Below are 21,075 nucleotides of genomic sequence, written 5' to 3' on the forward strand. Positions count from 1 at the left end.
AACTAGCTGTCGATGAAGGTCTCCAGCTGCGTGCGGGCGACATCGTCCGGCAGCTGCTTGGGCGGGCTCTTCATCAGGTAGGCCGAGGCGGCCTCGACCGGGCCACCGACGCCGCGATCCTTGGCGATCTTGGCGGCGCGGACGGCGTCGATGATGACGCCTGCGGAGTTCGGCGAATCCCACACCTCGAGCTTGTACTCCAGGTTCAGTGGCACGTCACCGAAGGCGCGGCCCTCCAGGCGCACATAGGCCCACTTGCGGTCATCGAGCCAGCCGACGTGATCGGACGGGCCGATGTGCACGTCCTTGGTGTTGAACTCACGCTGCAGGTTGGAGGTGACGGCCTGGGTCTTGGAGATCTTCTTCGACTCGAGCCGCGAGCGCTCCAGCATGTTCAGGAAGTCCATGTTGCCGCCGACGTTGAGCTGCATGGTGCGGTCGAGCTGCACGCCGCGGTCCTCGAACAGCTTGGCCATCACGCGGTGGGTGATCGTCGCGCCGACCTGGCTCTTGATGTCGTCGCCGACGATCGGCACACCGGCGTCTTCGAACTTCTTGGCCCACACCGGGTCCGAGGCGATGAAGACCGGCAGCGCATTGACGAACGCGACCTTGGCGTCGATGGCGCACTGGGCGTAGAACTTGTCGGCCTCTTCGGAGCCCACCGGCAGGTAGGACACCAGCACGTCGACGTTCGCATCCTTGAGCGCCTTGACCACGTCGACCGGCTCGCTGTCGCACACCTCGATGGTGTCTGCGTAGTACTTGCCGATGCCGTCGAGGGTCGGGCCGCGCTGCACTGTCACGTTGGTGGGCGGCACGTCGGCGATCTTGATGGTGTTGTTCTCCGAGGCGAAGATGGCCTCGGACAGGTCGAAGCCGACCTTCTTGGCGTCCACGTCGAACGCGGCGACGAATTTCACATCGCGCACGTGGTACGGGCCGAACTTCACATGCATCAGACCCGGCACGGTGGTGTTCTCATCGGCGTTCTGGTAGTACTGCACGCCCTGCACCAGGGAGGACGCGCAGTTACCGACGCCGACAATGGCGACCCGGATTTCTCCTGCGTGCTCAGACATGGAAGGTCTCCTTACTCAGTTCGGTTACTGCTAGGCCTACGGCCCGGTTGTTGTCAGGGCTGCTCGGCACGGCCCTGCGCCGTGCGTTCTGCCGCGATCAATTCGTTGAGCCACTTCACTTCGCGTTCGCTGGACTCCAAACCCAGCTGATGAAGCTGACGGGTGTAGCGGTCGAACGAACTGCTGGCCCGCGCCACTGCCTCGCGCAGACCTTCCCGCCGTTCTTCCACCTGGCGGCGGCGGCCTTCCAAAATCCGCATCCTGGCCTCGGCCGGGGTGCGGTTGAAGAAGGCGAGGTGAACACCGAAGCCGTCGTCGGAGTAGTTCTGCGGCCCGGTGTCGGCGACCAATTCGCTGAACCGCTGCTTGCCGGCATCGGTGAGTTGGTACACCCGGCGGGCGCGGCGCACCTTGGACGACCCCTCCGGAGCCGCGTCCTCGACGATGAGTCCGTCCATCTGCATGCGGCGCAGTGCCGGATACAGGGACCCGTACGAGAAAGCCCGGAACGCGCCCAACAGACCGGTCAGTCGTTTACGCAGCTCGTAGCCGTGCATGGGAGCTTCGAGCAGAAGACCCAGGATGGCGAGCTCCAACATCGATAGCACCCCCTCGACCGGTTATTGATTGATCGCTACGACGGATCAACACGTCGAGCAACTGTATCGCGCCGATATATTGAGCGACAAGCGGGTTGCCAAAGTGCGTCATTTGTCACCCCGGGTTCGGGTCAGGGATTGACGGGCCAGATCGCCTTGGTGCTGCCGTCCGGATACAGCTCGATGCGGCCGACGCCGAAGTCGCTGTTGAGCACGATCTCGACGTTGAGGGCCTCAGGGTTGGCCGGATCCTCGCCGGCCCCGAGGCGCAGCCAGGTGTCGGTGACGTCCGCCCGCTTCATCCCGAGGGTTTCCGGTGCGCCCCGCATGGTCCCCAGCGTCTTCTCGTAGTCGAACTTCGACAGGTCGACCAGCCGGTCATCGGCGTCGACCGTGGTCGTCGAATGCCCGGGATCGCCCCAGCCGCCGCGGTAGTCGTAGTCCAACATGCGCCGGTTGTCCTGCGGGTCGGGGCGATCCAGGTAGGCGGTATCGGCGTGGATGTCGAGTTCGTAGCCCATGGTGCTGCCGAACTTCTGGCGCATCTGCTCGAACAGCCCGGTGAACCCGGCGAGCGACTGCAGCTGCCGCGGCGGCGTCAGCACCTTGGGCGCAATGCCGTCGGGCTGTGCACCCGGATCGGTCGCACGGCTCAACGGTGAGCTCGTGGTGCCGTAGAGCCCCCAGCCGATGCCGATGCCGAGCAGGACCAGCACCGCCGCGGCCGCCAGCCGCAGACCCCAGCCCGTGCCCGGCGAGCGAAGCGGCTTCGCCTGCTTGAGAGAGGGCAGCTGAACCGGGGCATTCGAGTTCTGCAGGTCCTCGACCAAGCCCGCCAACTCGCCCAGGGTGGCGGCGTTGGTGGCGGAACTGACGCGCTGCCGGTGCTCCTCCATGGTCAGCTGACCCTCGCTCAACGCACTGTCGAGAACTTTGCAGGTGTCATTGCGGTCACTGTCCCTGGCCCGCGTCGTAGCTCTCTGGGGCGATATCTGCCGGTCTGCCACGCGCTGATCGTAAGAGCTGCGGTGCGGTCGCGCCTCGGTGACTTCTGGGCCGACGTACTCTGGTCAACGTGCGATTGCAGAGACAAGTAGTGGACTACGCGCTTCGGCGCCGGTCCCTGCTGGCTGAGGTCTATTCGGGGCGCACCGGCGTCTCGGAGGTCTGCGATGCCAATCCGTACCTGCTGCGGGCCGCGAAGTTCCATGGCAAGGCCAGCACCGTGATGTGCCCGATCTGCCGCAAAGAGCAGCTGACGCTGGTGTCCTGGGTGTTCGGAGAACACCTCGGTCCGGTGTCGGGTTCGGCGCGCACCGCAGAAGAGCTGGTCATGTTGGCGACCCGCTTCGACGAATTCGCAGTACATGTGGTGGAGGTATGCCGGACTTGCAGTTGGAACCATCTGGTCAAGTCATATGTGCTCGGCGCACCTCGGCCGCCGCAAGCGCGCAAGCCGAGACGGGCCCCGACCACGCGCAAGTCCGCGCGTACGGCCAGTGAATAACGAAGGGCGCCATAGCCGGTCGGCCGACGACGTCCGTGACGCGGCTGGTCGTCTTGGCGCGCGCAGCCCACAGCCCCCCAATCAGTCCACCAATCGGCCGCCCGCCCGGCCGCGTCCGGGAACGCCGCCGGACGACCGTCTGACTGCGGTGCTGCCACCCGTTCGTGATGGCGGGCGCGCGCCGATCGACGTCGTCAAGGCCGCGCTGGACGGCACCCCTCCGCCCAAGCCGCCGCCCCCGCCGCCACCGGGTGGCGGAGGACCCTCGGGACCATCCGGTCCGTCCGGGTCGTCGGGGTCGTCGCGTCAGTTCCGGATCAACTGGAAGTGGGTGCGGCGCGGGTCGATCGCCGCGGTCGTGGCGATGCTCCTGTTGCCACTGATCACCTTCGGTATGGCGTACATGATCGTCGATGTCCCCGAGCCCGGTGACATCCGCACCGCGCAGGTCTCGACCATTCTGGCCGGCGACGGCAGCGAGATCGCGCGGATCGTGCCGCCGGAAGGCAACCGGATCGACGTCAAGATCGACCAGATCCCGGTGCATGTCCGGGACGCGGTGATGGCAGCCGAGGACCGCGACTTCTACACCAATCCCGGCTTCTCGTTCACCGGATTCCTGCGGGCCATCAAGAACAACCTGGTCGGCGGTGACCTGCAGGGCGGGTCGACCATCACCCAGCAGTACGTCAAGAACGCGTTGGTGGGTGACGAGCGGTCCGGTGTCGGCGGATTGATCCGAAAAGCCAAGGAGCTGGTCATCTCGACGAAGATGGCCGGTGAGTGGTCCAAAGACGCTGTGATGCAGGCGTATCTGAACATCATCTACTTCGGTCGCGGCTCGTACGGCATCGCGGCGGCATCCCAGGCCTACTTCGACAAACCCGTCGAGCAGCTCACCGTGGCGGAGGGGGCGCTGATGGCGGCGCTCATCCAGCGGCCGTCCACGCTGGATCCCGCGGTGGATCCCGAAGGCGCTGCCGAGCGATGGAACTGGGTGCTCGACGGCATGGTCGACATCGGCGCGCTGAGTCCCAGTGACCGGGCCGCGCAGGTGTTCCCCGCCACGGTGCCACCCGACCAGGCCAGCCAGGAGAACCAGACCACCGGACCCGACGGCCTCATCGAGCGCCAGGTCACCAAGGAACTCCTTGACCTGTTCGACATCAGTGAGCAGACACTGAACACCGAGGGCCTGCAGATCACCACCACGATCGACCCCACCGCGCAGCAGGCCGCCGAAGATGCCGTCGAGGAGTACATGGACGGCCAGAACCCGGACATGCGTGCGGCCGCGGTGTCCATCGATCCGCGCGACGGTGCGGTCAAGGCCTATTACGGCGGATCGGACGCCAACGGTTTCGATTTCGCCCAGGCCGGCCTGCCCACGGGCTCGTCGTTCAAGGTGTTCGCGTTGGTGGCGGCCCTGCAGCAGGGCATCGGGCTGGGCTATCAGGTGGACAGCTCGCCGCTGACCGTCAACGGCATCGACATCAGCAACGTCGAGGGTGAAGGCTGCGGCACCTGCTCGGTCGCCGAGGCGCTCAAACGCTCTCTGAACACCAGCTACTACCGGCTCATGCTCAAGCTGAAGAACGGGCCGGAGGATGTGGCGAAGGCCGCGCACGACGCCGGTATCGCCGAGAGTTTCCCCGGCGTCGAGCACACGCTGTCCGAGGACGGTAAGGGCGGCCCACCCAACAACGGGGTCGTGCTCGGTCAGTACCAGAGCAGGGTGATCGACATGGCCTCGGCATACGCCACCCTGGCGGCATCCGGGGTCTACCACAAGCCGCACTTCGTGCAGAAGGTCGTCAACTCCTCGGGCCAGGTCCTGTTCGACGCCTCGCAGCAGGACAACGGCGAGCAGCGCATCGACAAGGCGGTCGCGGACAACGTGACCTCCGCCATGCAGCCCATCGCGGGATACTCGCGCGGGCACAACCTGGCCGGTGGCCGACCCTCGGCAGCCAAGACCGGCACCAACCAGCTCGGGGACACCGGTGCCAACCGGGATGCCTGGATGGTCGGCTACACCCCGTCGTTGTCGACGGCGGTGTGGGTGGGCACCACCGACGGCACCAAACCCCTGGTGAATCAATGGGGTTCGCCGGTCTACGGTTCCGGCCTGCCGTCGGACATCTGGAAAGCCACGATGGACGGTGCGCTCAAGGGCACCGACAACGAATCCTTCCCGAAACCGACCGAGATCGGCGGCTACGCGGGTGTTCCGCAGGCTCCGCCGCCGCCGTCTCAGGGCTCGTCGGTTCCCGGGGCACCGACCACTCCGGGTATGCCTTCGCAGACAGTCATCCAACCGACACTGGAGGTGGCGCCGGGCATCACGATCCCGCTTGGCCCACCGACGACGGTGCCGATCGGACCGCCGCCACCGGCTGAACCGGGAGCTCCCCTGGTTCCGGAGGTGCCGGGGCCACCGCCGCCCCCGTGACAGAACGCGTATCGCCGGAGGCGCTCGTTGCGGATCGACGGAGCGCCGACGACCGCGACCTACCGAGCCGCACCGACCCGATGGGGTCAGCGCTGTCACAGGTGATCGGCGGCCCGGTCGGACGCCACGCGTTGATCGGGCGGGCACGGTTCATGACCCCGCTGCGGGCCATGCTCATCATCGCGGTGGTGTTCCTCGCGCTGGGTTACACGACGAAGGCCGCGTGCCTGCAGAGCACCGGCACCGGCCACGCCGGTCAACAGGTCGCCAACTGGCAGAACAACCGCGCCTACTACGAGCTGTGCTACTCCGACACCGTCCCGCTCTACACCGCAGAGTTGTTGAACCTCGGGAAGTTTCCGTACAAGTCCAGCTGGGTCGAGAACGACGCCACAGGCAAGCCCCGGATGCAGTACGACGGCAGCCCGGCGATCCGCTACATGGAGTATCCGGTGCTCACCGGCCTCTACCAGTACGTGTCGATGTCGCTGGCCAAGACCTACACCGCGATCACCAAGCTGGTGTCGGTACCCGTCATCGCCGAGGTGGTGATGTTCTTCAACATCTCGGCGTTCGGTCTGGCCCTCGCGTGGCTGACCACGCTGTGGGCGACGGCCCGGCTGGCCGGGCGGCGGATCTGGGACGCCGCACTGGTGGCGGCCTCGCCGCTGGTGATCTTCCAGGTGTTCACGAACTTCGACGCGCTGGCCACCGCGGCGGCCGCTGGCGCCATGCTGGCCTGGGCGAAACGAAAACCGGCGCTCGCCGGGGCGCTGATCGGCGTCGGGGTGGCGATCAAGCTGTATCCGCTGCTGTTGCTCGTGCCGCTGGTGTTACTCGCGGTGCGTACCGGCCGGCTGCGTGAGGTCGGTAGAACCGTGGTGGCCGCTGTGCTGACGTGGGTGGTGGTGAACCTGCCGATCATGGTGCTGTTTCCCCGCGGCTGGTCAGAGTTCTTCCGGCTCAACACCCGTCGCGGCGATGACATGGATTCGCTGTACAACGTGGTGAAGTCGTTCACCGGGTGGCGTGGATTCGATCCGGACCTGGGTTTCTGGCAGCCGCCGACGGTGTTGAACTCGGTGACGGCAGCGTTGTTCGTCGCGTGTTGCATCGTCATCGGCTACATCGCACTGACAGCGGCCAAACGGCCGCGGGTGGCGCAGTTGGCGTTCCTGGTGGTGGCGGCGTTCCTGCTGACCAACAAGGTCTGGAGCCCGCAGTTCTCGCTGTGGCTGGTGCCCCTGGCGGTGCTGGCATTGCCTCACCGACGGATTCTGTTGGCGTGGATGACGATTGACGCATTGGTGTGGGTGCCGCGGATGCTCTACCTGTACGGGGAGCAGAACAAGGGGCTGCCCGAGGAGTGGTTCACCACCACCGTGCTGCTGCGCGATATCGCCGTGATCGGCCTGTGCGCGTTGGTGATTCGTCAGATCTACCGACCGGAGCTGGACCTGGTGCGGTGGCGGGGACGCATCGACGACCCGACCGGCGGAGTGTTCGACAATGCGCCGGACGCGCCACCGCGCTGGCTGCCGGACTGGTTACGTCCGTCAGCCGACCGGGTGCGGATCGGTCCCGAGCCGGAACCTGAACCGTCGCTTGAGCTCAGCCGTGATACGGCGGATAGTACGGAGCGGTGAGCGGGCGCTGTTTCGCCTGGATCCACGCGGTCGTCGACGGCAGCAAGGTCAGCACGATCGTCACGACCGGGAAAATGAGGCCGACCACGGTGGGCGCGGCGCCGCTGAAGTTTCCGCCGAAGCCGGCATAGCTGGAGAGCGCGGCAGCCAAGCCGAGGCTGATCAGGCCGCCCACGATGCTCAGGGCGCATCCTCCGACAACAAGCCAGCGGCCGATCATCTTGCGTTGCAACAACGTTACTGTCCCAGCCAGGAGCACTAGTCCGCAGACGACGCTCAGCAGCAGCCCGAGGATGGCCAATGCATACACTCCGCCGGAGATGCCCGGAGTGTCGGTATCAAAGCCCGCAGCGGCGAGCCCGATAAAACCGAGCAGCCCGCCGCCCAGGTTGGCCACTGCGCCGAGACCGGCCAGGACGCCGGCGAAGATGCCGGTGGTCCCGCTGACCGGTGCGGGCATCGGTTGAAATTGATAGCCGCCCGGATACCCGGGTTGCTGGGGGTAGCCCTGCGGATAACCGGGTTGTTGCGGATAACCAGGCTGCTGACCGGGAAACCCCTGACCGTAGGGCCCATTGGGATAGCTCACAGATCCCCCGATCATCGAAGATTGACCGGCTCACCTTATATATGGATTTCGCAGCTCAGGTCGCTTTCCTGTAACCTGGCCCGGTTGCCGACGCAGGCGACCCTCCTGCCACGGAACACGCCGTGGCCGCAACGACCATAGGAGGTGATGGGTTACTCATGCGTCCATACGAAATCATGGTCATTCTCGACCCCACTCTTGACGAGCGCACCGTATCTCCCTCGCTGGAGACGTTCCTCAACGTCATCCGCAAGGACGGCGGCACTGTCGACAAGGTTGACATCTGGGGCCGCCGCCGGCTGGCCTACGAGATCGCCAAGCACGCCGAGGGCATCTACGCCGTCGTCGACGTCAAGGCGGAACCGGCCACCGTGTCCGAGCTCGACCGTCAGCTCAACCTGAACGAGTCGGTGCTGCGGACCAAGGTGATGCGGACCGACAAGCACTAAAGGCTGTAAGTCGTCGGCGCGGCTACGTAGGCTTCGCGCAAACGGACATGCCTATCCCAGGAGGATCTTGTGGCTGGTGACACCACCATCACTGTTGTCGGAAACCTGACCGCTGACCCGGAACTGCGTTTCACCCCGTCCGGTGCGGCCGTCGCGAACTTCACCGTTGCGTCGACACCGCGCATCTACGACCGCCAGAGCGGTGAGTGGAAAGACGGCGAGGCGTTGTTCCTTCGGTGCAACATCTGGCGGGAGGCGGCCGAGAACGTGGCCGAAAGCCTCACCCGCGGTTCACGGGTGATCGTCACCGGCCGGCTCAAGCAGCGGTCGTTCGAAACCCGCGAGGGTGAGAAGCGCACGGTGTTCGAGGTCGAGGTCGACGAGATCGGTCCGTCCCTGCGCTACGCGACGGCCAAGGTCAACAAGGCCAGCCGCAGTGGCGGCGGCGGTGGTGGCGGCGGCTTCGGCGGTGGTGGCGGTGGCGCCTCGAGCGCGCCGCGGCAGTCCGAGCCCAAGGACGATCCGTGGGGTAGTGCGCCGGCGTCGGGCTCGTTCAGTGGTGCCGACGACGAACCGCCCTTCTGATCAACATCAAAATTTTCGCAAGGAAGAGATAACCAATGGCCAAGTCCAACAAGCGACGGCCGGCACCGGAAAAGCCGGTCAAGACTCGCAAATGCGTGTTCTGCTCCAAGAAGGGCAAGAACCAGATCATCGATTACAAGGACACCGCGCTGCTGCGCACCTACATCAGCGAGCGCGGCAAGATCCGTGCCCGCCGCGTGACGGGTAACTGTGTCCAGCATCAGCGCGATGTCGCCGTCGCCGTCAAGAATGCCCGCGAGGTAGCTCTGCTGCCGTTCGGCTCGTCGACGCGGTAGGGGATAACCATGAAGCTGATTCTCACCGCTGAGGTGGAACACCTGGGCGTCGCCGGCGATGCCGTCGAGGTCAAGGACGGCTACGGCCGCAATTACCTGCTCCCGCGCGGGCTGGCCATCGTGGCCTCCCGTGGTGCCGAGCGCCAGGCCGAGGAGATCCGTCGGGCCCGCGATACCAAGGCCGTGCGGGGTCTCGAGCACGCCAACGAGCTCAAGATCGCGCTGGAAGGTCTGGGCGAGGTGTCACTGCCCGTGCATGCTTCCGCCGACACCGGCAAGCTGTTCGGTTCGGTCACCGCGGCCGACGTCGTGAGCGTGATCAAGAAGGCCGGTGGGCCCAATCTGGACAAGCGCACCGTCCAGCTGCCCAAGGCGCACATCAAGTCCGTGGGGACGCATCCGGTCACGGTGCGGCTGCACACCGGGGTGGAAGCCAAGGTGTCGCTGAACGTCGTGGCTGAGTAGTTCAACAGCGTCGATACGCCCGGGTGGGGACCCGTCAAGGGTTCCACCCGGGCGTTGCTGTGTTTCTGGCGAACACGATGCGGTTAAGTCTGGACAGCGAACCTAACCGGGCGTTAACCTGCCCGGCGCTCAGGTGAAACACAACACGCCCGAGACGGCAACCCGCAACGACACGCCGAGGAACTTCCCATCCACAGTTATGCACTGGGGTTGTGTCACTCTGACCTGCAGATATGCTGCGAAATTGGCTGCCCATCCACAGGTTCTCCCCAACGCGTCAACATCACTACGCGGAGATATCCACATGCCATCCACAGGTTGATCAACAGGGTGGACTTGCACTAGCCCCAGCAACGTCTAGCGTGGTGCGTCGCAGGTCTGTCCGGACGGTTTGTCGGAGGCCTGTTTTACAGTTGCAGTACCGATTCGAATAAGTGTTCGAGCGATGTCTCGGAGGGGGTGGGGAGTCCGTGGCCGTGGTGGACGACCTGGGGCATTCGGATGGGCACTCAGACATGGACGGCCCGCCGCAGGGCGGTGATTTCGGACGTCAACCCCCGCAGGACATGGCCGCCGAGCAGGCGGTGCTGGGCGGCATGCTGCTGAGCAAGGACGCCATCGCCGACGTCCTTGAGCGGTTGCGGCCCGGCGACTTCTACCGCCCGGCGCACCAGAACGTCTACGACGCGATCCTGGACCTCTACGGGCGCGGTGAGCCCGCCGACGCGGTGACCGTGGCTGCCGAGCTCGACCGCCGCAGCCTGTTGCGCCGTATCGGCGGTGCGCCCTATCTGCACACCCTGATCTCCACGGTGCCGACTGCGGCCAACGCCGGTTTCTATGCGGGCATCGTCGCCGAGAAGGCACTGCTGCGCCGGCTCGTGGAGGCCGGCACCCGGGTGGTGCAATACGGCTACGCCGGGGCCGACGGCGCCGATGTGGCCGACGTGGTGGACCGTGCGCAGGCCGAGATCTACGACGTGACCGAACGGCGCGCCTCAGAGGACTTCGTCCCGTTGGAAGACCTGCTGCAGCCGACGATGGACGAGATCGACGCGATCGCCTCGGCGGGCGGTATCTCCCGCGGTGTGCCGACCGGGTTCACTGAACTCGACGAGGTCACCAACGGCCTGCACGCCGGTCAGATGGTGATCATCGCGGCGCGGCCGGGTGTGGGGAAGGCACTCGCACTCGACACCCCACTGCCCACGCCCAACGGCTGGACCACGATGGGTGAGGTCGCGGTGGGCGACAAACTGATCGGGGCCGATGGCGAGCCGACGACCGTGGTGGCCGCCACCGAGGTCATGGTCGGCCGGCCGTGTTATGAGGTCGAATTCTCCGACGGCACGGTGATTGTCGCTGACGCACAGCATCAGTGGCCGACCAACGAAGGCATCCGCACGACGGTGGCGTTGCGGGCGGGTTTGCACACCGTGGGTGGCGCTGCACAGTCCGGGCACGGCCGCACGGCGCTGCTGGCGCCCGTCGTGCAGATCGCCGCGGTGCGTAGGTTGCCCAGCGTGCCGGTGCGGTGCGTCGAGGTGGACAACCCGGCGCACCTGTATCTGGCCGGCCCTGGCATGGTGCCGACGCACAATTCGACCCTGGGGCTGGACTTCATGCGGTCGTGCTCGATCAAGCACCAGATGGCCAGCGTCATCTTCTCGCTGGAAATGAGCAAGTCCGAGATCGTCATGCGGTTGCTGTCGGCCGAGGCGAAAATCAAACTGGGCGATATGCGTTCGGGCAAGATGAATGACGACGACTGGACGCGCCTTGCCCGCCGCATGAGCGAGATCAGTGAGGCGCCGCTCTACATCGACGATTCGCCGAACCTGACCATGATGGAGATCCGGGCCAAAGGGCGACGGCTGGCCCAGAAAGCCGATCTGCGGCTTGTCGTGGTCGACTACATGCAGCTGATGAGCTCGGGCAAGAAGTACGAGTCACGCCAGCAGGAAGTGTCGGACTTCTCGCGAAGCCTCAAGCTGATGGCGAAGGAACTCGACGTCCCCGTGGTCGCGATCAGCCAGCTCAACCGTGGTCCCGAACAACGCACCGACAAGCGGCCCCAGGTGTCGGACCTTCGTGAATCGGGTTGCCTGACCGCCAATACGCGAATCCTGCGGGCCGACAACGGCGCCGAGGTCACCTTCGGTGAATTGATGGCGACCGGAGAACGGCCGCTGGTGTGGTCGCTCGATGAGCGTAAGCGGATGGTCGCCCGGCCCATGACCAACGTCTTCTACAGCGGGCACAAAGAGGTGTTCAAGCTCAGGCTGGCCTCCGGACGCGAGGTCGAGGCCACGGCCAACCACCCGTTCCTGACCGTTGATGGCTGGGTGCCGTTGGGGGAGTTGAAGCCTGGTGACCGACTGGCAACGCCGAGGCGTGTGCCTGAGCCCGTGCAGACCGAGCGTATGCATGACTCCGAGGTCGTCATGCTGGCCCATTTGATCGGTGACGGGTCCTGCGTGAAGCGCCAACCGATCCGGTATGCCTCGGTCGACGAGCACAACCTGACCGCCGTGGAGATCTCTGCCGCCTACTTCGGGGTCACGCCGATACGCGACGACTACCCGGCCGCGCGCGTCACGACGATGCGCCTGCCTGCGCCCTACCGGCTAACCCATGGCAAGCGGAATCCGATCGCTGCCTGGTTGGACGGACTGGGCCTGTTCGGCAAGCGCAGCTACGAGAAGTTCGTTCCCAAAGAGGTTTTCGCGCTGCCCAACGATCAGGTGGCACTGTTCCTGCGGCACCTGTGGGCCACAGATGGATCGGTGCGGTGGGATGCGAAGCAGCGCAATGGACGCATCTATTACGCGTCGACAAGCCGTCAGCTGGTCGACGGTGTCCAGCAGTTGCTTTTGCGGCTTGATGTGCAGAGCAGGATCGCCAGAACCCGCAAGGCGGGATACCGAGACTGCTGGTTCCTGTACATCGAGTGGCCAAGTAACCAGATGGCGTTTCTTACGAAGATCGGTGTGCATGGTGAGCGAGGTCGCAAAGCCGAAGAGGTCCGGCAGAACTTGACCGGGTCATCACGCCGCCCGGGTCGAGATACTGTACCGGTCGAAGTTTGGGAGCGCGTCAAAAACCTTGTGTCCAAAGCGGGAATGACTCAGCGCGAGTTCGCAATGGCATCTGGTATGGCGTTGTGCTCGTCGGCATTGCGCAACGATCCGCCAGGGCGTGATCGGCTGCATCGAGTAGCCTCGGTGCTCGAGGATCGCGAGTTGCACGACCTCGCGACGAATGATGTGTTCTGGGACAAGGTCGTGGAGATCACCAGCACCGGTGAGCATGACGTTTACGATGGTACGGTACCTGGCCCGAGCAACTTTGTGGCACAAGGGATTTCAGTCCACAATTCGTTAGAGCAAGATGCCGACATGGTTATGTTGCTGCATCGGCCTGACGCTTTCGATCGCGACGACCCCCGCGGCGGCGAAGCCGACATCATCCTCGGTAAGCACCGCAACGGCCCGACCGCGACGATCACCGTGGCGCACCAGCTCCACCTGTCGCGGTTTGCGAATATGGCGCGGTAGCGGCTTACGGCTGTAGGTTCCCGCGCCGCGCTTCAAAATCTCACGGCCGACTTCAAGCGGCCTTCAAGTTTGAAGCGTTACGCACCCAGGGCATGCGGCGCTACTTCTGAACGGTGTTGTCGCTGGCAAGGTCCATGAAGATGGCAACGTGGGCTGGGGGCATGGCCGCGAGCGTCCCTCCGACTGGAGATAGGCGCTCGGCGTTGTCGATCATCTTTCGGGCGGTATGAGCTGAGATCGGCGGGACGGGGTGTTCCAGGTAGTAGCGCTTCTGCTCGTCCTCGGTGAGCCCGTCAGGGATGGACGGGGCGTACGGCCAGAAGTAGATCGGGGAGTTGGGCTCGATGCGCCAGCTCTCTGCGAGGGAGCCAGCGTCGATCACGTCGTAGCCGACGGTCTGCAAGAACTCTGTCACGATCGCTTTGGCGTCAGGGTCGTCGCCGGCGATCGGCATGGTCGTCCTATTGGGATCGCCCTGTGGGCGGGCGTTGGAGTACATGTGGTTCCAGTCGAGGTTGTGTAGCGCCTTGACGACCAGGGCGTCCTTGAGGTGCCGCTGGACGAGTTCGCTTGAGGTACGTTCTCCGTTGTCCAGTTCGGTATTGCGCCAGAACTCGGGGTAGTAATTCGTCTGGTCGATGACCACCTTTCCGGCGAGCTTCTCGGCCGGGAGCGTCTCGAAGCTTGCGAGAGGTACCGGAATTGCGACGATGTCGGCAGCCACGATCGCCTCTTCCACGGTTCCGGCACGAGCCAGGGAGCCGAGTTCTCGGATCAGGTCCGCGATCGTTTCCGGGCCACGCGAGTTACTGAGCACGACGCTGTAGCCAGCGTCGACGGCCAGGCGGGCGACCGCACCGCCGACCAGGCCGGAGCCAATGATTCCGATTGTCTGTGGCATTGTTCAGATCTCTCTTTCAAGTGGGCGACCGCCCGGCTGGCGCTCGGGGGGAAGCGGCGGCAGATCCGCCGTTGGGTTCACGCTGGGTTCACACGCATCGCACGCAGTCGGGTTTCCTGATGGCAGGGGGACGGTTAGAGCTTGTAGCCGCCGCTGGCCTCGATCACCTGCGCTGTCACGAACTGGGCTTCCTCGGAGGCCAGGAACGCGACCAGTGACGCGATTTCGTAGGCCTCGCCGAAGCGCCCCAGTGCCGTGTCCAACTCGATCGCGGTCACCATGTGGGCGTTCTCGCGAACGGCGACGTTCATGTCGGTCCGGGTCCAGCCGGGGGCTACCGCGTTCACGGTGATGCGGCGTGGCCCGAGTTCCATTGCGAGCGAGTGGGTCAGGTTGTTGATGGCTGCCTTGGCCATGGAGTAGACGGGGACCGCCTGCATCGGTCGCGTGGCTGCGGCGGAGGAAACGTTGATGATTCGTCCGCCGTCGGCGACGCGGGTCAGCGCCGATTGCACGACGAAGAAGGGCGCGCGGACGTGGACCGCGAACATCGTGTCCCAGCTGTCCGGCGTGCTGTCGATGAGTCCGCCCCACCCCGAGTTTCCGGCATTATTGATCAGCAGATCGAGGACGTTGCTTCCGTTGCGGTGAGTGAGTTCACCGTCGAGCTGCTCGAACAGATTGGGAATGGACTGTGCGTCCTCGAGGTCGGCGTGGAGCGCGAAGGCACTGCCACCGGACTTCTCGATCGACGCGACTGCTTCGTCGGCGCCGCCCTTGCTCTGGTTGTAGGTGAGTGCGACAGTCGCGCCGTCCTGTGCAAGTCGTTCTGCGATTGCGCGACCGATGCCTCGCGAACCTCCGGTAACCAGTGCGGCCTTTCCGGCAAGTGAGGGTGACATTTCAGTAATCTTTCTGCGGGTGGGGATCACGACTGGTTAGCAGCCGGTCGTCGTTGTTGGCCGAGATCAAAGACGGGGCGCAGCGGGTGCGGCGGTCCGCTGCGTACCGTGACAACTCGATGGTTCGTTTAGGGTTTCGAGTGCCAACCAGCGGTGCGTTCGCGTAGCCGACGCGCCAGGGTGCCGCCAATCTGGCCGCCCCGATGATTCCAATCTTCATGCGTTTCTCTTCCATGTGTGTTCGTTCGGCCCGGCCGGCGGGCCGTTGGAGTGACGGCCATTGCTGGATGAAAGCTAGGCCTGCGCGCTGCTATCTGGCACCGTCAGGATGGCGGGCGCTAGCCGGCCGATGTCCCCGCCGAAGTGGTTGTCCCCGACGTAATGCATCAGGACACCGAGCTGCTCGATGCTGCGCGCGGCGATCAAGGGTCCGGCGTCGACGGCCGGGAATCCGGCGTCCTCGGCCAGCTGGGCCACCGTCTTCTTCGCCGCGTCGTCAGTGCCGGCCAGGAGGATCGGCGGCGTTGTCGGGGAATCGGCCCACCGCTTCTTGTCGAGGAGGTCGGCGGGCATCGTGTTGAACGCCTTGACCACACGAGCGTCCGGGAGCCGCAGCTGCAATTCCTCCGTCGTCGACGATCGCGCCATGAAGGCCTTGTCGTGACTGTGCTCGAACTCGGCACTGACCTGCAGGGGATTCATGGTCTCGATGACCACCTTGCCCGAGAGCGGCCCGACCGCTTCCAGGACCGCGTCGAGGCGAGGCCAGTACACCGAGAACAGGACGACTTCGCCGAATTGCGCGGCCTCGGCCGGTGTTCCGCGCTGGACCTGAGGGTGAGCCTCGACGAAGGTGTCGAGTTTGTCCTGCCGTCCGTCCTTGGCGAGGAACAGTTCATGGCCGGCTTCGAGCCAGGCTTGTGACAGCGTTCGGCCGATGTTGCCTGCATTCACTACGCCGATGCGCATAGGCAGGTGTCCTTTCACTTGGGCGGAGACGAGTTTGGCGACGAAGGCGATGAGCACGTTCGTCAGACTGCCAGTATGGTCAATGTAGACAAAGTCCCATAAATTCCCGGTACGGGAAACTTTCCGATCGTCGAACTAGACGCGATTCTCTTCAACGCTCAGAGCGGACACGCGCGTCGCCTGTCGACGACGTCCATCGAATCGGGGAGGCCCAAATCGCTCCCACGGGGCAGGCGGGCCATCCAAACGGTCGCTGTTCGACTGCGGGGCAGTCGATCCGGTGGTCCCGGCTTCTAGCGTGCAGGCCTAATTCCGTGTGGCGTACCGAGCTGCAGCATCGTCAGCTCAGGCCCAGCAGCTGATGATTGAACGTGTCCAGGAGCCACGCGTGGAAACGTCGCTGACTCCAGCCGCGTACCTCGACGAGCGCGTAATGCATGCCGGGGTCGTTGTAGATCCAGAGGAGGTCGCGGGCGGCGGCCGGGGTGAGGCCCTCACGTAGGCCGTGCTTCTTCTTCAACAGGGTGGCGATGATGTTCGCCCCTTCGAGGCGTTGATCGGAGATGTCGGTCCACAGCTGCTGCACTTCGCTGTCCAGTCCGGCGGCCGAGCGCACCACTTCGTACATGCGCGACACGCGCTGCACGGCGTGGCTGAGGACCGCGACGTATCCCTCGACGATCTGTGCGGCATCGGTCAGTGCGAACAGTCTTTGAATCTGAGGGCGCCGCGCCAGTGGGACCTGTTCATCGTCACCGACGATCGCCCTGTCGTAAGCAGTCTTGAGCAGCCACGGTTTGCCGCCAGCGGCGGAGAAGACCGTCGAGCGGCCGACGCCGGCGGTGTCGGCGATGAGGTCGATCGACGTGGCCGCATATCCGCGCTCGAGGAACAGAGTCGTCGCGGCATCGAGCACCAGTTGACGAGTCGCGGCCGCTTGCTGGGCGCGCAGTTCGGACCGATAGGGCTGCCTTCTCGCCGGTGCAGATTTCATGGGACCTCTCAGCTAGAGGACTCAATTATCGCTAACGAGGTGCCACTGTTCGGCAAGGGTGGCGGGCGGGTCGTGTCGTAGTCCGTGACTCGCAAGGCTGCGATGCGTTGTCGTCCGGGCCGGGGTTTTGAAATGCGACGTCGCGTGGCAAGCAGCGGGAGGCACGCCGCGGGGGAATGAAACAGCCTGGCGATACATTGATCATACCGTCAGTCTGACGAATATGGACTAGTCGGGAGTCCCGAGAGAAATGGGGGACCTCCACTGCCATCCTGGCAGAGCCGGTCCCGCACTAGGAACCAACACCTACCGGCGTACAGCCGGACTATGAAGGAGAACGAATTGGCCAACAGCGCAGTACCTACCAGTTTGACGGCTCTGCTGGCCGCAATGCGCGACCACGACGCTGACCGCGCCGGTGAATATCTCACCGACGACATCGTGCTCAAGAGCCCAATCTTCGCCGAACCCTTTACCGGACGCGGCAACGCCACTGCGCTCATAGGCCACTTGGTGAACGCCGTCGACGAGTTCGAGTCGACCGGCGTCCTCGGCGGGTCCGAGACGTTTGCCGTAACACTCAAACTTCGGGTCGGGGACACCGAGGTCGAAGGGGTCGACATCGTGCACGTCAATGCTGAAGGCAAGATCGACGCCATGACGGTCCAGTGGCGACCGCTGCCGGCCATCGTCGCCGTCCAGAACCGCCTCGCACCGGCGGTGGGCGTGCCGGCTCTAACTCTCACCGAATTGAGCTGAGCGCCAGGCACGCCCGGCGCCCCGGTCCGCATCCTCCAGCCTTGGGCGCCAGCGCCGTCGGTTGTGCAACACCGGCCGACGGTCCAGGGATGCCGTTGGCTCAACTGCCTTGCAGGAGAGGGATGCCGACCGAGCCGTCGCGGCCAGCGCGCCTCCGGCTCGGCGAAGATGCGTGCGGACAGCTCAAACCACATACGAAAGGCGAATCCATGACTTACAACCTTCACCCAGAGGCTCGCGCGCTCATCGAGTCGCGGCCCACGGCTCATCTGGTCACTATGCGGCCGAATGGTCGTCCGCACGTGTCCTTCATCTGGATCGATGTGACCGACGAGGGCCAGATCCACTTTGCAACACCACCGTGGCGGATCAAAGGCAAGAATCTTGCGAACAATCCGGAGTGCCTATTGTCGATTCAAGATAGCCAGAAGAACAGCAACGGCTTACTGCGGCACCTTCTCATCGAAGGCGTCGCGTCGATCGATGATGATCCCCAGCATGGCCGAGACTTCTTGGACCAACTCTTCTACAAGTACTCCGGCGGGCCCAACACCGAGGCAGATGACGGCGGCCAACTCCTCATCACGGTCGAGGTCACGCGTGTCTCCGGTGTTGGCCCTTGGCACACGGGTAGGACTACGTCCATCGGAACTCCCGTATGACGATGCCAGCACGGAATGCAGCCTGCCCCTAGTGGTCCGTCTGCGTATTGATCTGGTGGAGGGTGGTGCGGCCGCGTTGGACTTTGGCGATGATGTCGTCGGCGGTGGCTGTCCAGATGAATGGTTCGGGGTCGGCGTTCCAGTGTTGGGCCCAGGTGGTGATCGCGGCGGTGAGGTCGCCGACGCTGGTGGACGCGCCGCGCGCAGGCGCTTGTCGGCGAGTTCCTTGAACCAGCGTTCGATCAAGTTCAGCCAGGAACTCGAGGTCGGCGTGTAATGCAGGTGACGCCAGCGTTCCCGTGGTTTGGGCGTGCACGTCGTCGTGGACAACTTGTCGGCCTACGGTTTTGTAGATTCTCACGAACCGTGGCGAACCCGCGGTCTCATGAACTTGGCGGATCCGCCATCACTCGTGAGATTCCGCCCAAAGCCAGCCGCCTTTGCCTTGCGTCTGATGTGCCGGGTGTGCTCGATAAGGGCGTCCGCACCGCTCCCGTTACGGGTCTCGCTGACGGAATCGACTCGGCGCGATCCCGGACCAGCGCTTGAAAGCAACGCTGAATGCGCTCTCGGACCGGTAACCGAGCGACGTTGCAAGTTCGGTGATCGATGCCGATCCGGCGGTCAATGCTCGTTCGGCTTGGCGCATTCTCCATCTGAACAGATAGGTGACAGGGGGAACGCCGGCGACCTTGGTGAACCGGTCGGAAAAGCTGCTCCGCGACATTGCGCACGCCGCGGCGAGTTCTGAGATATGCCAGTCTTTGCCGAGGTCGGCATGCATGAGCTGCAACGCCGGGCTCAACCGGTCGTCGGCGGCGGCACGGACCCATCCCGAGGGCAGGTCATCCCCTGCCATCGCCCAAGCCCGGAGGACCTGCATGAACAGCAGCTGCGTCAGGTGAGCTGAGGCAGCGGTGCGTCCAGCACGTTCGTGGGTGAACTCCTCGAAAAGCTCCTCGAGGAGCCAGCGCGCGGCCGAGGCCTCCCGCGCTTCACCACGCAGGTGCAGGACGGGTGGGATGGCGTCTCGAAGGAAGTCATCGCCGGCTTCGAACAACTCGATGTGCGCGGTGACGCATACGTGGTCAGCGTCTCGATTGATCGGAGGGACTGGATCGGTCGCTCGGAGCTGCATCGGTGGTTCGTCGAGATTGCTTCCCAGGTCGAAAGACGTGCGTCCGTCGACCACCAGGACCTCGCCTGCGGCGACCTGCACGTCCGCGGGCTCGGTCGCGAGTCGAAACCAAAAGGCCCCCTTGACGACTCCCATGATTTTGATCCGGCCCGGGGCCGGGGACCGGGCTGCCCATGCACCTGTTCCGGAGATACCGCCGGACAGCACGCATCGCGCGCGCGAAATCTGGAGAAGATCGGAGATGAGGTCCATGCACACCAAGTTAGGACTCTGGCGAATGGATTGCGGGGTTGTGATGATTCACAATCCCAAGCTCTGCCGTCAGGCTGGACAGCACCCAGTACCCGCCGGCCCGAGCTGAGGCGGGGGGCCCGACATTGAGCCTCCCGATCATCCCTTCCAGCTCATCGAGATTCGGAGTTTCCCATGGCCTTTACCGTCCTCCTGCATGCCAAAGCCAAGGCTGGGCGCAGTCACGATGTCGTCGACTTCTACCGCGAGACCCTCGCCGCCACCCGCTCACGGCCCGGCTGCATCGGAGTACGGGTTGTCCGCAGCGCGGAGGATGACACCGAATTCGCACTGATCGAGCAATGGGACGATAGGGCAGATCAGGAGGCATATGCTGCGTGGCGAACCGAGACCGGTGCCGATGTCATGGTGCGATTCGGTGAGCTTCTCGCCGCACCGCTCAGGATCGAGTTCTACGAGGAGATCAACGCCTGAGCCCCGGCCCGCCGAGACACGCGAAGCCACGACGACGTCCTGCGTCGGGCGACCGACCTGTTCATCCGCCAGGGCTACGACACCACCTCGATCAGCGACCTGGCCAAGGACCTGGGCGTCAGCAAGTCGGCGATCTTCCACCACTTCGATGGCAAGGAAGCGATCCTGGCCGCCGCGCTGGACGAAGCGCTCGACGGACTCGACCAAGTGGTGACCGAAGCGCGCGATCCTGGTTACGATTCGGACGCCTACCGTCGACTCCGAGATACCGTCGCAACACCTCAATCTGTCAGACTTCAGGACTCGACACCCCAGACCCTGAGCTCACCGCTATTGCCGCGGTAAATCGCTGGCACCGGTGTTGGCTAGCTTGCGCGAGTCGCGGGGTATCGGATGTCCCGCAGATCTGCGAGATAGGTAGCGACGGCATCGCGGCTGTGCGTAATGACCTCGATGCGTTCGGTCAACCGCGCACATTCGAGCTCGAGCATCGCAACGGTCTCGTCGGTGGCTCCCGCGAAGCGGATGGGACTGTCGGGTTCGGCCAGGCACGGAAGGATCGCCTGGATCAGTCGAGTGGACAACCCGCAGCTCAGCATCTCGCGGATCTGTCGGACGCGCTCCACCACCAGCTCGTCATAGTCCCGATAGTTGTTGTCGCCGCGTGTGGAGTGGAACAGGCCACGTTCTTCGTAGAACCGCAATTGGCGCGGAGTGGTTCCCGTTCGAGCGGCGAGCTCACCAATTTTCATCTACCGAGCGTAGCCGCTTGACCTTGACATCAGTGTCAAGGTTGC

The 21,075-nt window shown here is 64.5% G+C and carries 24 protein-coding genes; 12 read left to right on the top strand and 12 right to left on the bottom strand.

Annotated elements, in window-relative coordinates; all coding sequences use genetic code 11:
- Nucleotides 1–2 precede the first annotated feature (2 nt).
- From M1247_RS00725 to M1247_RS00735, 3 genes are all read right to left on the bottom strand, one after another.
- Entirely contained in the window at nt 3–1,082 is a 1,080-nt protein-coding gene (locus M1247_RS00725; protein WP_317154338.1) for an inositol-3-phosphate synthase, read from the bottom strand.
- 53 nt (nt 1,083–1,135) lie between these two features.
- Complete coding sequence (locus M1247_RS00730; RefSeq protein ID WP_317154339.1) at nt 1,136–1,681, bottom strand: PadR family transcriptional regulator; 546 nt, start codon at nt 1,679–1,681, stop codon at nt 1,136–1,138.
- A gap of 131 nt (nt 1,682–1,812) precedes the next feature.
- Nucleotides 1,813–2,688 carry a DUF1707 SHOCT-like domain-containing protein gene (locus M1247_RS00735; RefSeq protein ID WP_317154340.1) on the bottom strand — a complete coding sequence of 292 codons (876 nt, stop codon included), beginning with the start codon at nt 2,686–2,688 and terminating at the stop codon, nt 1,813–1,815.
- Nucleotides 2,689–2,756: 68 nt separating this feature from the next.
- On the opposite strand from M1247_RS00735, the gene M1247_RS00740 reads away from it, so the two are divergent.
- The 3 genes from M1247_RS00740 to M1247_RS00750 are packed head-to-tail and all read left to right on the top strand — an operon-like array spanning nt 2,757 to nt 7,286.
- Nucleotides 2,757–3,188: a DUF5318 domain-containing protein gene (locus M1247_RS00740; RefSeq protein ID WP_317154341.1), complete on the top strand. Its 432-nt coding sequence runs from the start codon at nt 2,757–2,759 to the stop codon at nt 3,186–3,188.
- Nucleotides 3,181–5,640 (top strand): transglycosylase domain-containing protein, encoded by a 2,460-nt coding sequence (locus M1247_RS00745; RefSeq protein WP_410506788.1) that lies wholly within the window; start codon nt 3,181–3,183, stop codon nt 5,638–5,640. The genes M1247_RS00740 and M1247_RS00745 overlap by 8 nt, the downstream gene beginning before the upstream one ends.
- Nucleotides 5,637–7,286 carry a glycosyltransferase family 87 protein gene (locus M1247_RS00750; protein ID WP_317154343.1) on the top strand — a complete coding sequence of 550 codons (1,650 nt, stop codon included), beginning with the start codon at nt 5,637–5,639 and terminating at the stop codon, nt 7,284–7,286. The genes M1247_RS00745 and M1247_RS00750 overlap by 4 nt, the downstream gene beginning before the upstream one ends.
- Here the strand turns inward: M1247_RS00750 and M1247_RS00755 are convergent.
- Entirely contained in the window at nt 7,252–7,746 is a 495-nt protein-coding gene (locus M1247_RS00755) for a hypothetical protein (protein WP_317154344.1), read from the bottom strand. The two genes, M1247_RS00750 and M1247_RS00755, sit on opposite strands and share 35 nt — an antisense overlap.
- A 287-nt stretch (nt 7,747–8,033) precedes the next feature.
- On the opposite strand from M1247_RS00755, the gene rpsF reads away from it, so the two are divergent.
- The 5 genes from rpsF (at nt 8,034) to M1247_RS00780 (ending at nt 13,227) form a co-directional block, all read left to right on the top strand.
- Complete coding sequence (rpsF, locus tag M1247_RS00760) at nt 8,034–8,324, top strand: 30S ribosomal protein S6 (protein ID WP_317154345.1); 291 nt, start codon at nt 8,034–8,036, stop codon at nt 8,322–8,324.
- Between the two features lie 69 nt (nt 8,325–8,393).
- Entirely contained in the window at nt 8,394–8,909 is a 516-nt protein-coding gene (locus tag M1247_RS00765; protein ID WP_317154346.1) for a single-stranded DNA-binding protein, read from the top strand.
- A gap of 35 nt (nt 8,910–8,944) precedes the next feature.
- A complete protein-coding gene (rpsR, locus tag M1247_RS00770; RefSeq protein ID WP_317154347.1) occupies nt 8,945–9,205 on the top strand; it encodes a 30S ribosomal protein S18 in 261 nt (86 codons plus the stop codon).
- Between the two features lie 9 nt (nt 9,206–9,214).
- Nucleotides 9,215–9,670 carry a 50S ribosomal protein L9 gene (gene rplI, locus M1247_RS00775; protein ID WP_317154348.1) on the top strand — a complete coding sequence of 152 codons (456 nt, stop codon included), beginning with the start codon at nt 9,215–9,217 and terminating at the stop codon, nt 9,668–9,670.
- A 470-nt stretch (nt 9,671–10,140) separates the two neighbouring features.
- Nucleotides 10,141–13,227 carry a replicative DNA helicase gene (locus M1247_RS00780; RefSeq protein WP_410506789.1) on the top strand — a complete coding sequence of 1,029 codons (3,087 nt, stop codon included), beginning with the start codon at nt 10,141–10,143 and terminating at the stop codon, nt 13,225–13,227.
- A gap of 100 nt (nt 13,228–13,327) precedes the next feature.
- On the opposite strand, the gene M1247_RS00785 is transcribed toward M1247_RS00780, so the two are convergent.
- The 5 genes from M1247_RS00785 to M1247_RS00805 form a co-directional block, all read right to left on the bottom strand.
- Nucleotides 13,328–14,128: an NADPH-dependent F420 reductase gene (locus tag M1247_RS00785; protein ID WP_317154349.1), complete on the bottom strand. Its 801-nt coding sequence runs from the start codon at nt 14,126–14,128 to the stop codon at nt 13,328–13,330.
- Between the two features lie 134 nt (nt 14,129–14,262).
- Nucleotides 14,263–15,030, bottom strand: coding sequence for an SDR family NAD(P)-dependent oxidoreductase (locus M1247_RS00790; protein ID WP_317154350.1), 768 nt, complete (start codon nt 15,028–15,030; stop codon nt 14,263–14,265).
- 1 nt (nt 15,031) lies between these two features.
- A complete protein-coding gene (locus M1247_RS00795) occupies nt 15,032–15,265 on the bottom strand; it encodes a hypothetical protein (protein WP_317154351.1) in 234 nt (77 codons plus the stop codon).
- Between the two features lie 59 nt (nt 15,266–15,324).
- Complete coding sequence (locus tag M1247_RS00800; protein WP_317154352.1) at nt 15,325–16,056, bottom strand: NADPH-dependent F420 reductase; 732 nt, start codon at nt 16,054–16,056, stop codon at nt 15,325–15,327.
- A gap of 283 nt (nt 16,057–16,339) precedes the next feature.
- On the bottom strand, nt 16,340–16,993 hold the full coding sequence (locus M1247_RS00805; protein ID WP_317154353.1) for a TetR/AcrR family transcriptional regulator: 654 nt from the start codon (nt 16,991–16,993) through the stop codon (nt 16,340–16,342).
- Between the two features lie 327 nt (nt 16,994–17,320).
- On the opposite strand from M1247_RS00805, the gene M1247_RS00810 reads away from it, so the two are divergent.
- Together M1247_RS00810 and M1247_RS00815 are read left to right on the top strand one after the other, a co-directional pair.
- Nucleotides 17,321–17,752 (top strand): nuclear transport factor 2 family protein, encoded by a 432-nt coding sequence (locus tag M1247_RS00810; protein WP_317154354.1) that lies wholly within the window; start codon nt 17,321–17,323, stop codon nt 17,750–17,752.
- Between the two features lie 122 nt (nt 17,753–17,874).
- Complete coding sequence (locus tag M1247_RS00815) at nt 17,875–18,414, top strand: PPOX class F420-dependent oxidoreductase (RefSeq protein ID WP_317154355.1); 540 nt, start codon at nt 17,875–17,877, stop codon at nt 18,412–18,414.
- Between the two features lie 28 nt (nt 18,415–18,442).
- On the opposite strand, the gene M1247_RS00820 is transcribed toward M1247_RS00815, so the two are convergent.
- Entirely contained in the window at nt 18,443–18,775 is a 333-nt protein-coding gene (locus M1247_RS00820; RefSeq protein ID WP_317154356.1) for a hypothetical protein, read from the bottom strand.
- 135 nt (nt 18,776–18,910) lie between these two features.
- On the bottom strand, nt 18,911–19,804 hold the full coding sequence (locus tag M1247_RS00825) for an AraC family transcriptional regulator (RefSeq protein WP_317154357.1): 894 nt from the start codon (nt 19,802–19,804) through the stop codon (nt 18,911–18,913).
- Nucleotides 19,805–19,978: 174 nt separating this feature from the next.
- Here M1247_RS00825 and M1247_RS00830 point away from each other — a divergent pair, with 174 nt between their 5' ends.
- Both M1247_RS00830 and M1247_RS36375 read left to right on the top strand, forming a co-directional pair.
- Nucleotides 19,979–20,278, top strand: coding sequence for a putative quinol monooxygenase (locus tag M1247_RS00830; protein ID WP_317154358.1), 300 nt, complete (start codon nt 19,979–19,981; stop codon nt 20,276–20,278).
- Nucleotides 20,279–20,317: 39 nt separating this feature from the next.
- Nucleotides 20,318–20,623: a TetR/AcrR family transcriptional regulator gene (locus tag M1247_RS36375; RefSeq protein WP_410506802.1), complete on the top strand. Its 306-nt coding sequence runs from the start codon at nt 20,318–20,320 to the stop codon at nt 20,621–20,623.
- Between the two features lie 20 nt (nt 20,624–20,643).
- On the opposite strand, the gene M1247_RS00835 is transcribed toward M1247_RS36375, so the two are convergent.
- On the bottom strand, nt 20,644–21,030 hold the full coding sequence (locus M1247_RS00835; protein ID WP_317154359.1) for a MerR family transcriptional regulator: 387 nt from the start codon (nt 21,028–21,030) through the stop codon (nt 20,644–20,646).
- Between the last annotated feature and the right edge of the window lie 45 nt (nt 21,031–21,075).

It is taken from the genome of Mycobacterium appelbergii (assembly GCF_032883035.1).
Lineage (GTDB): Bacteria > Actinomycetota > Actinomycetes > Mycobacteriales > Mycobacteriaceae > Mycobacterium > Mycobacterium appelbergii.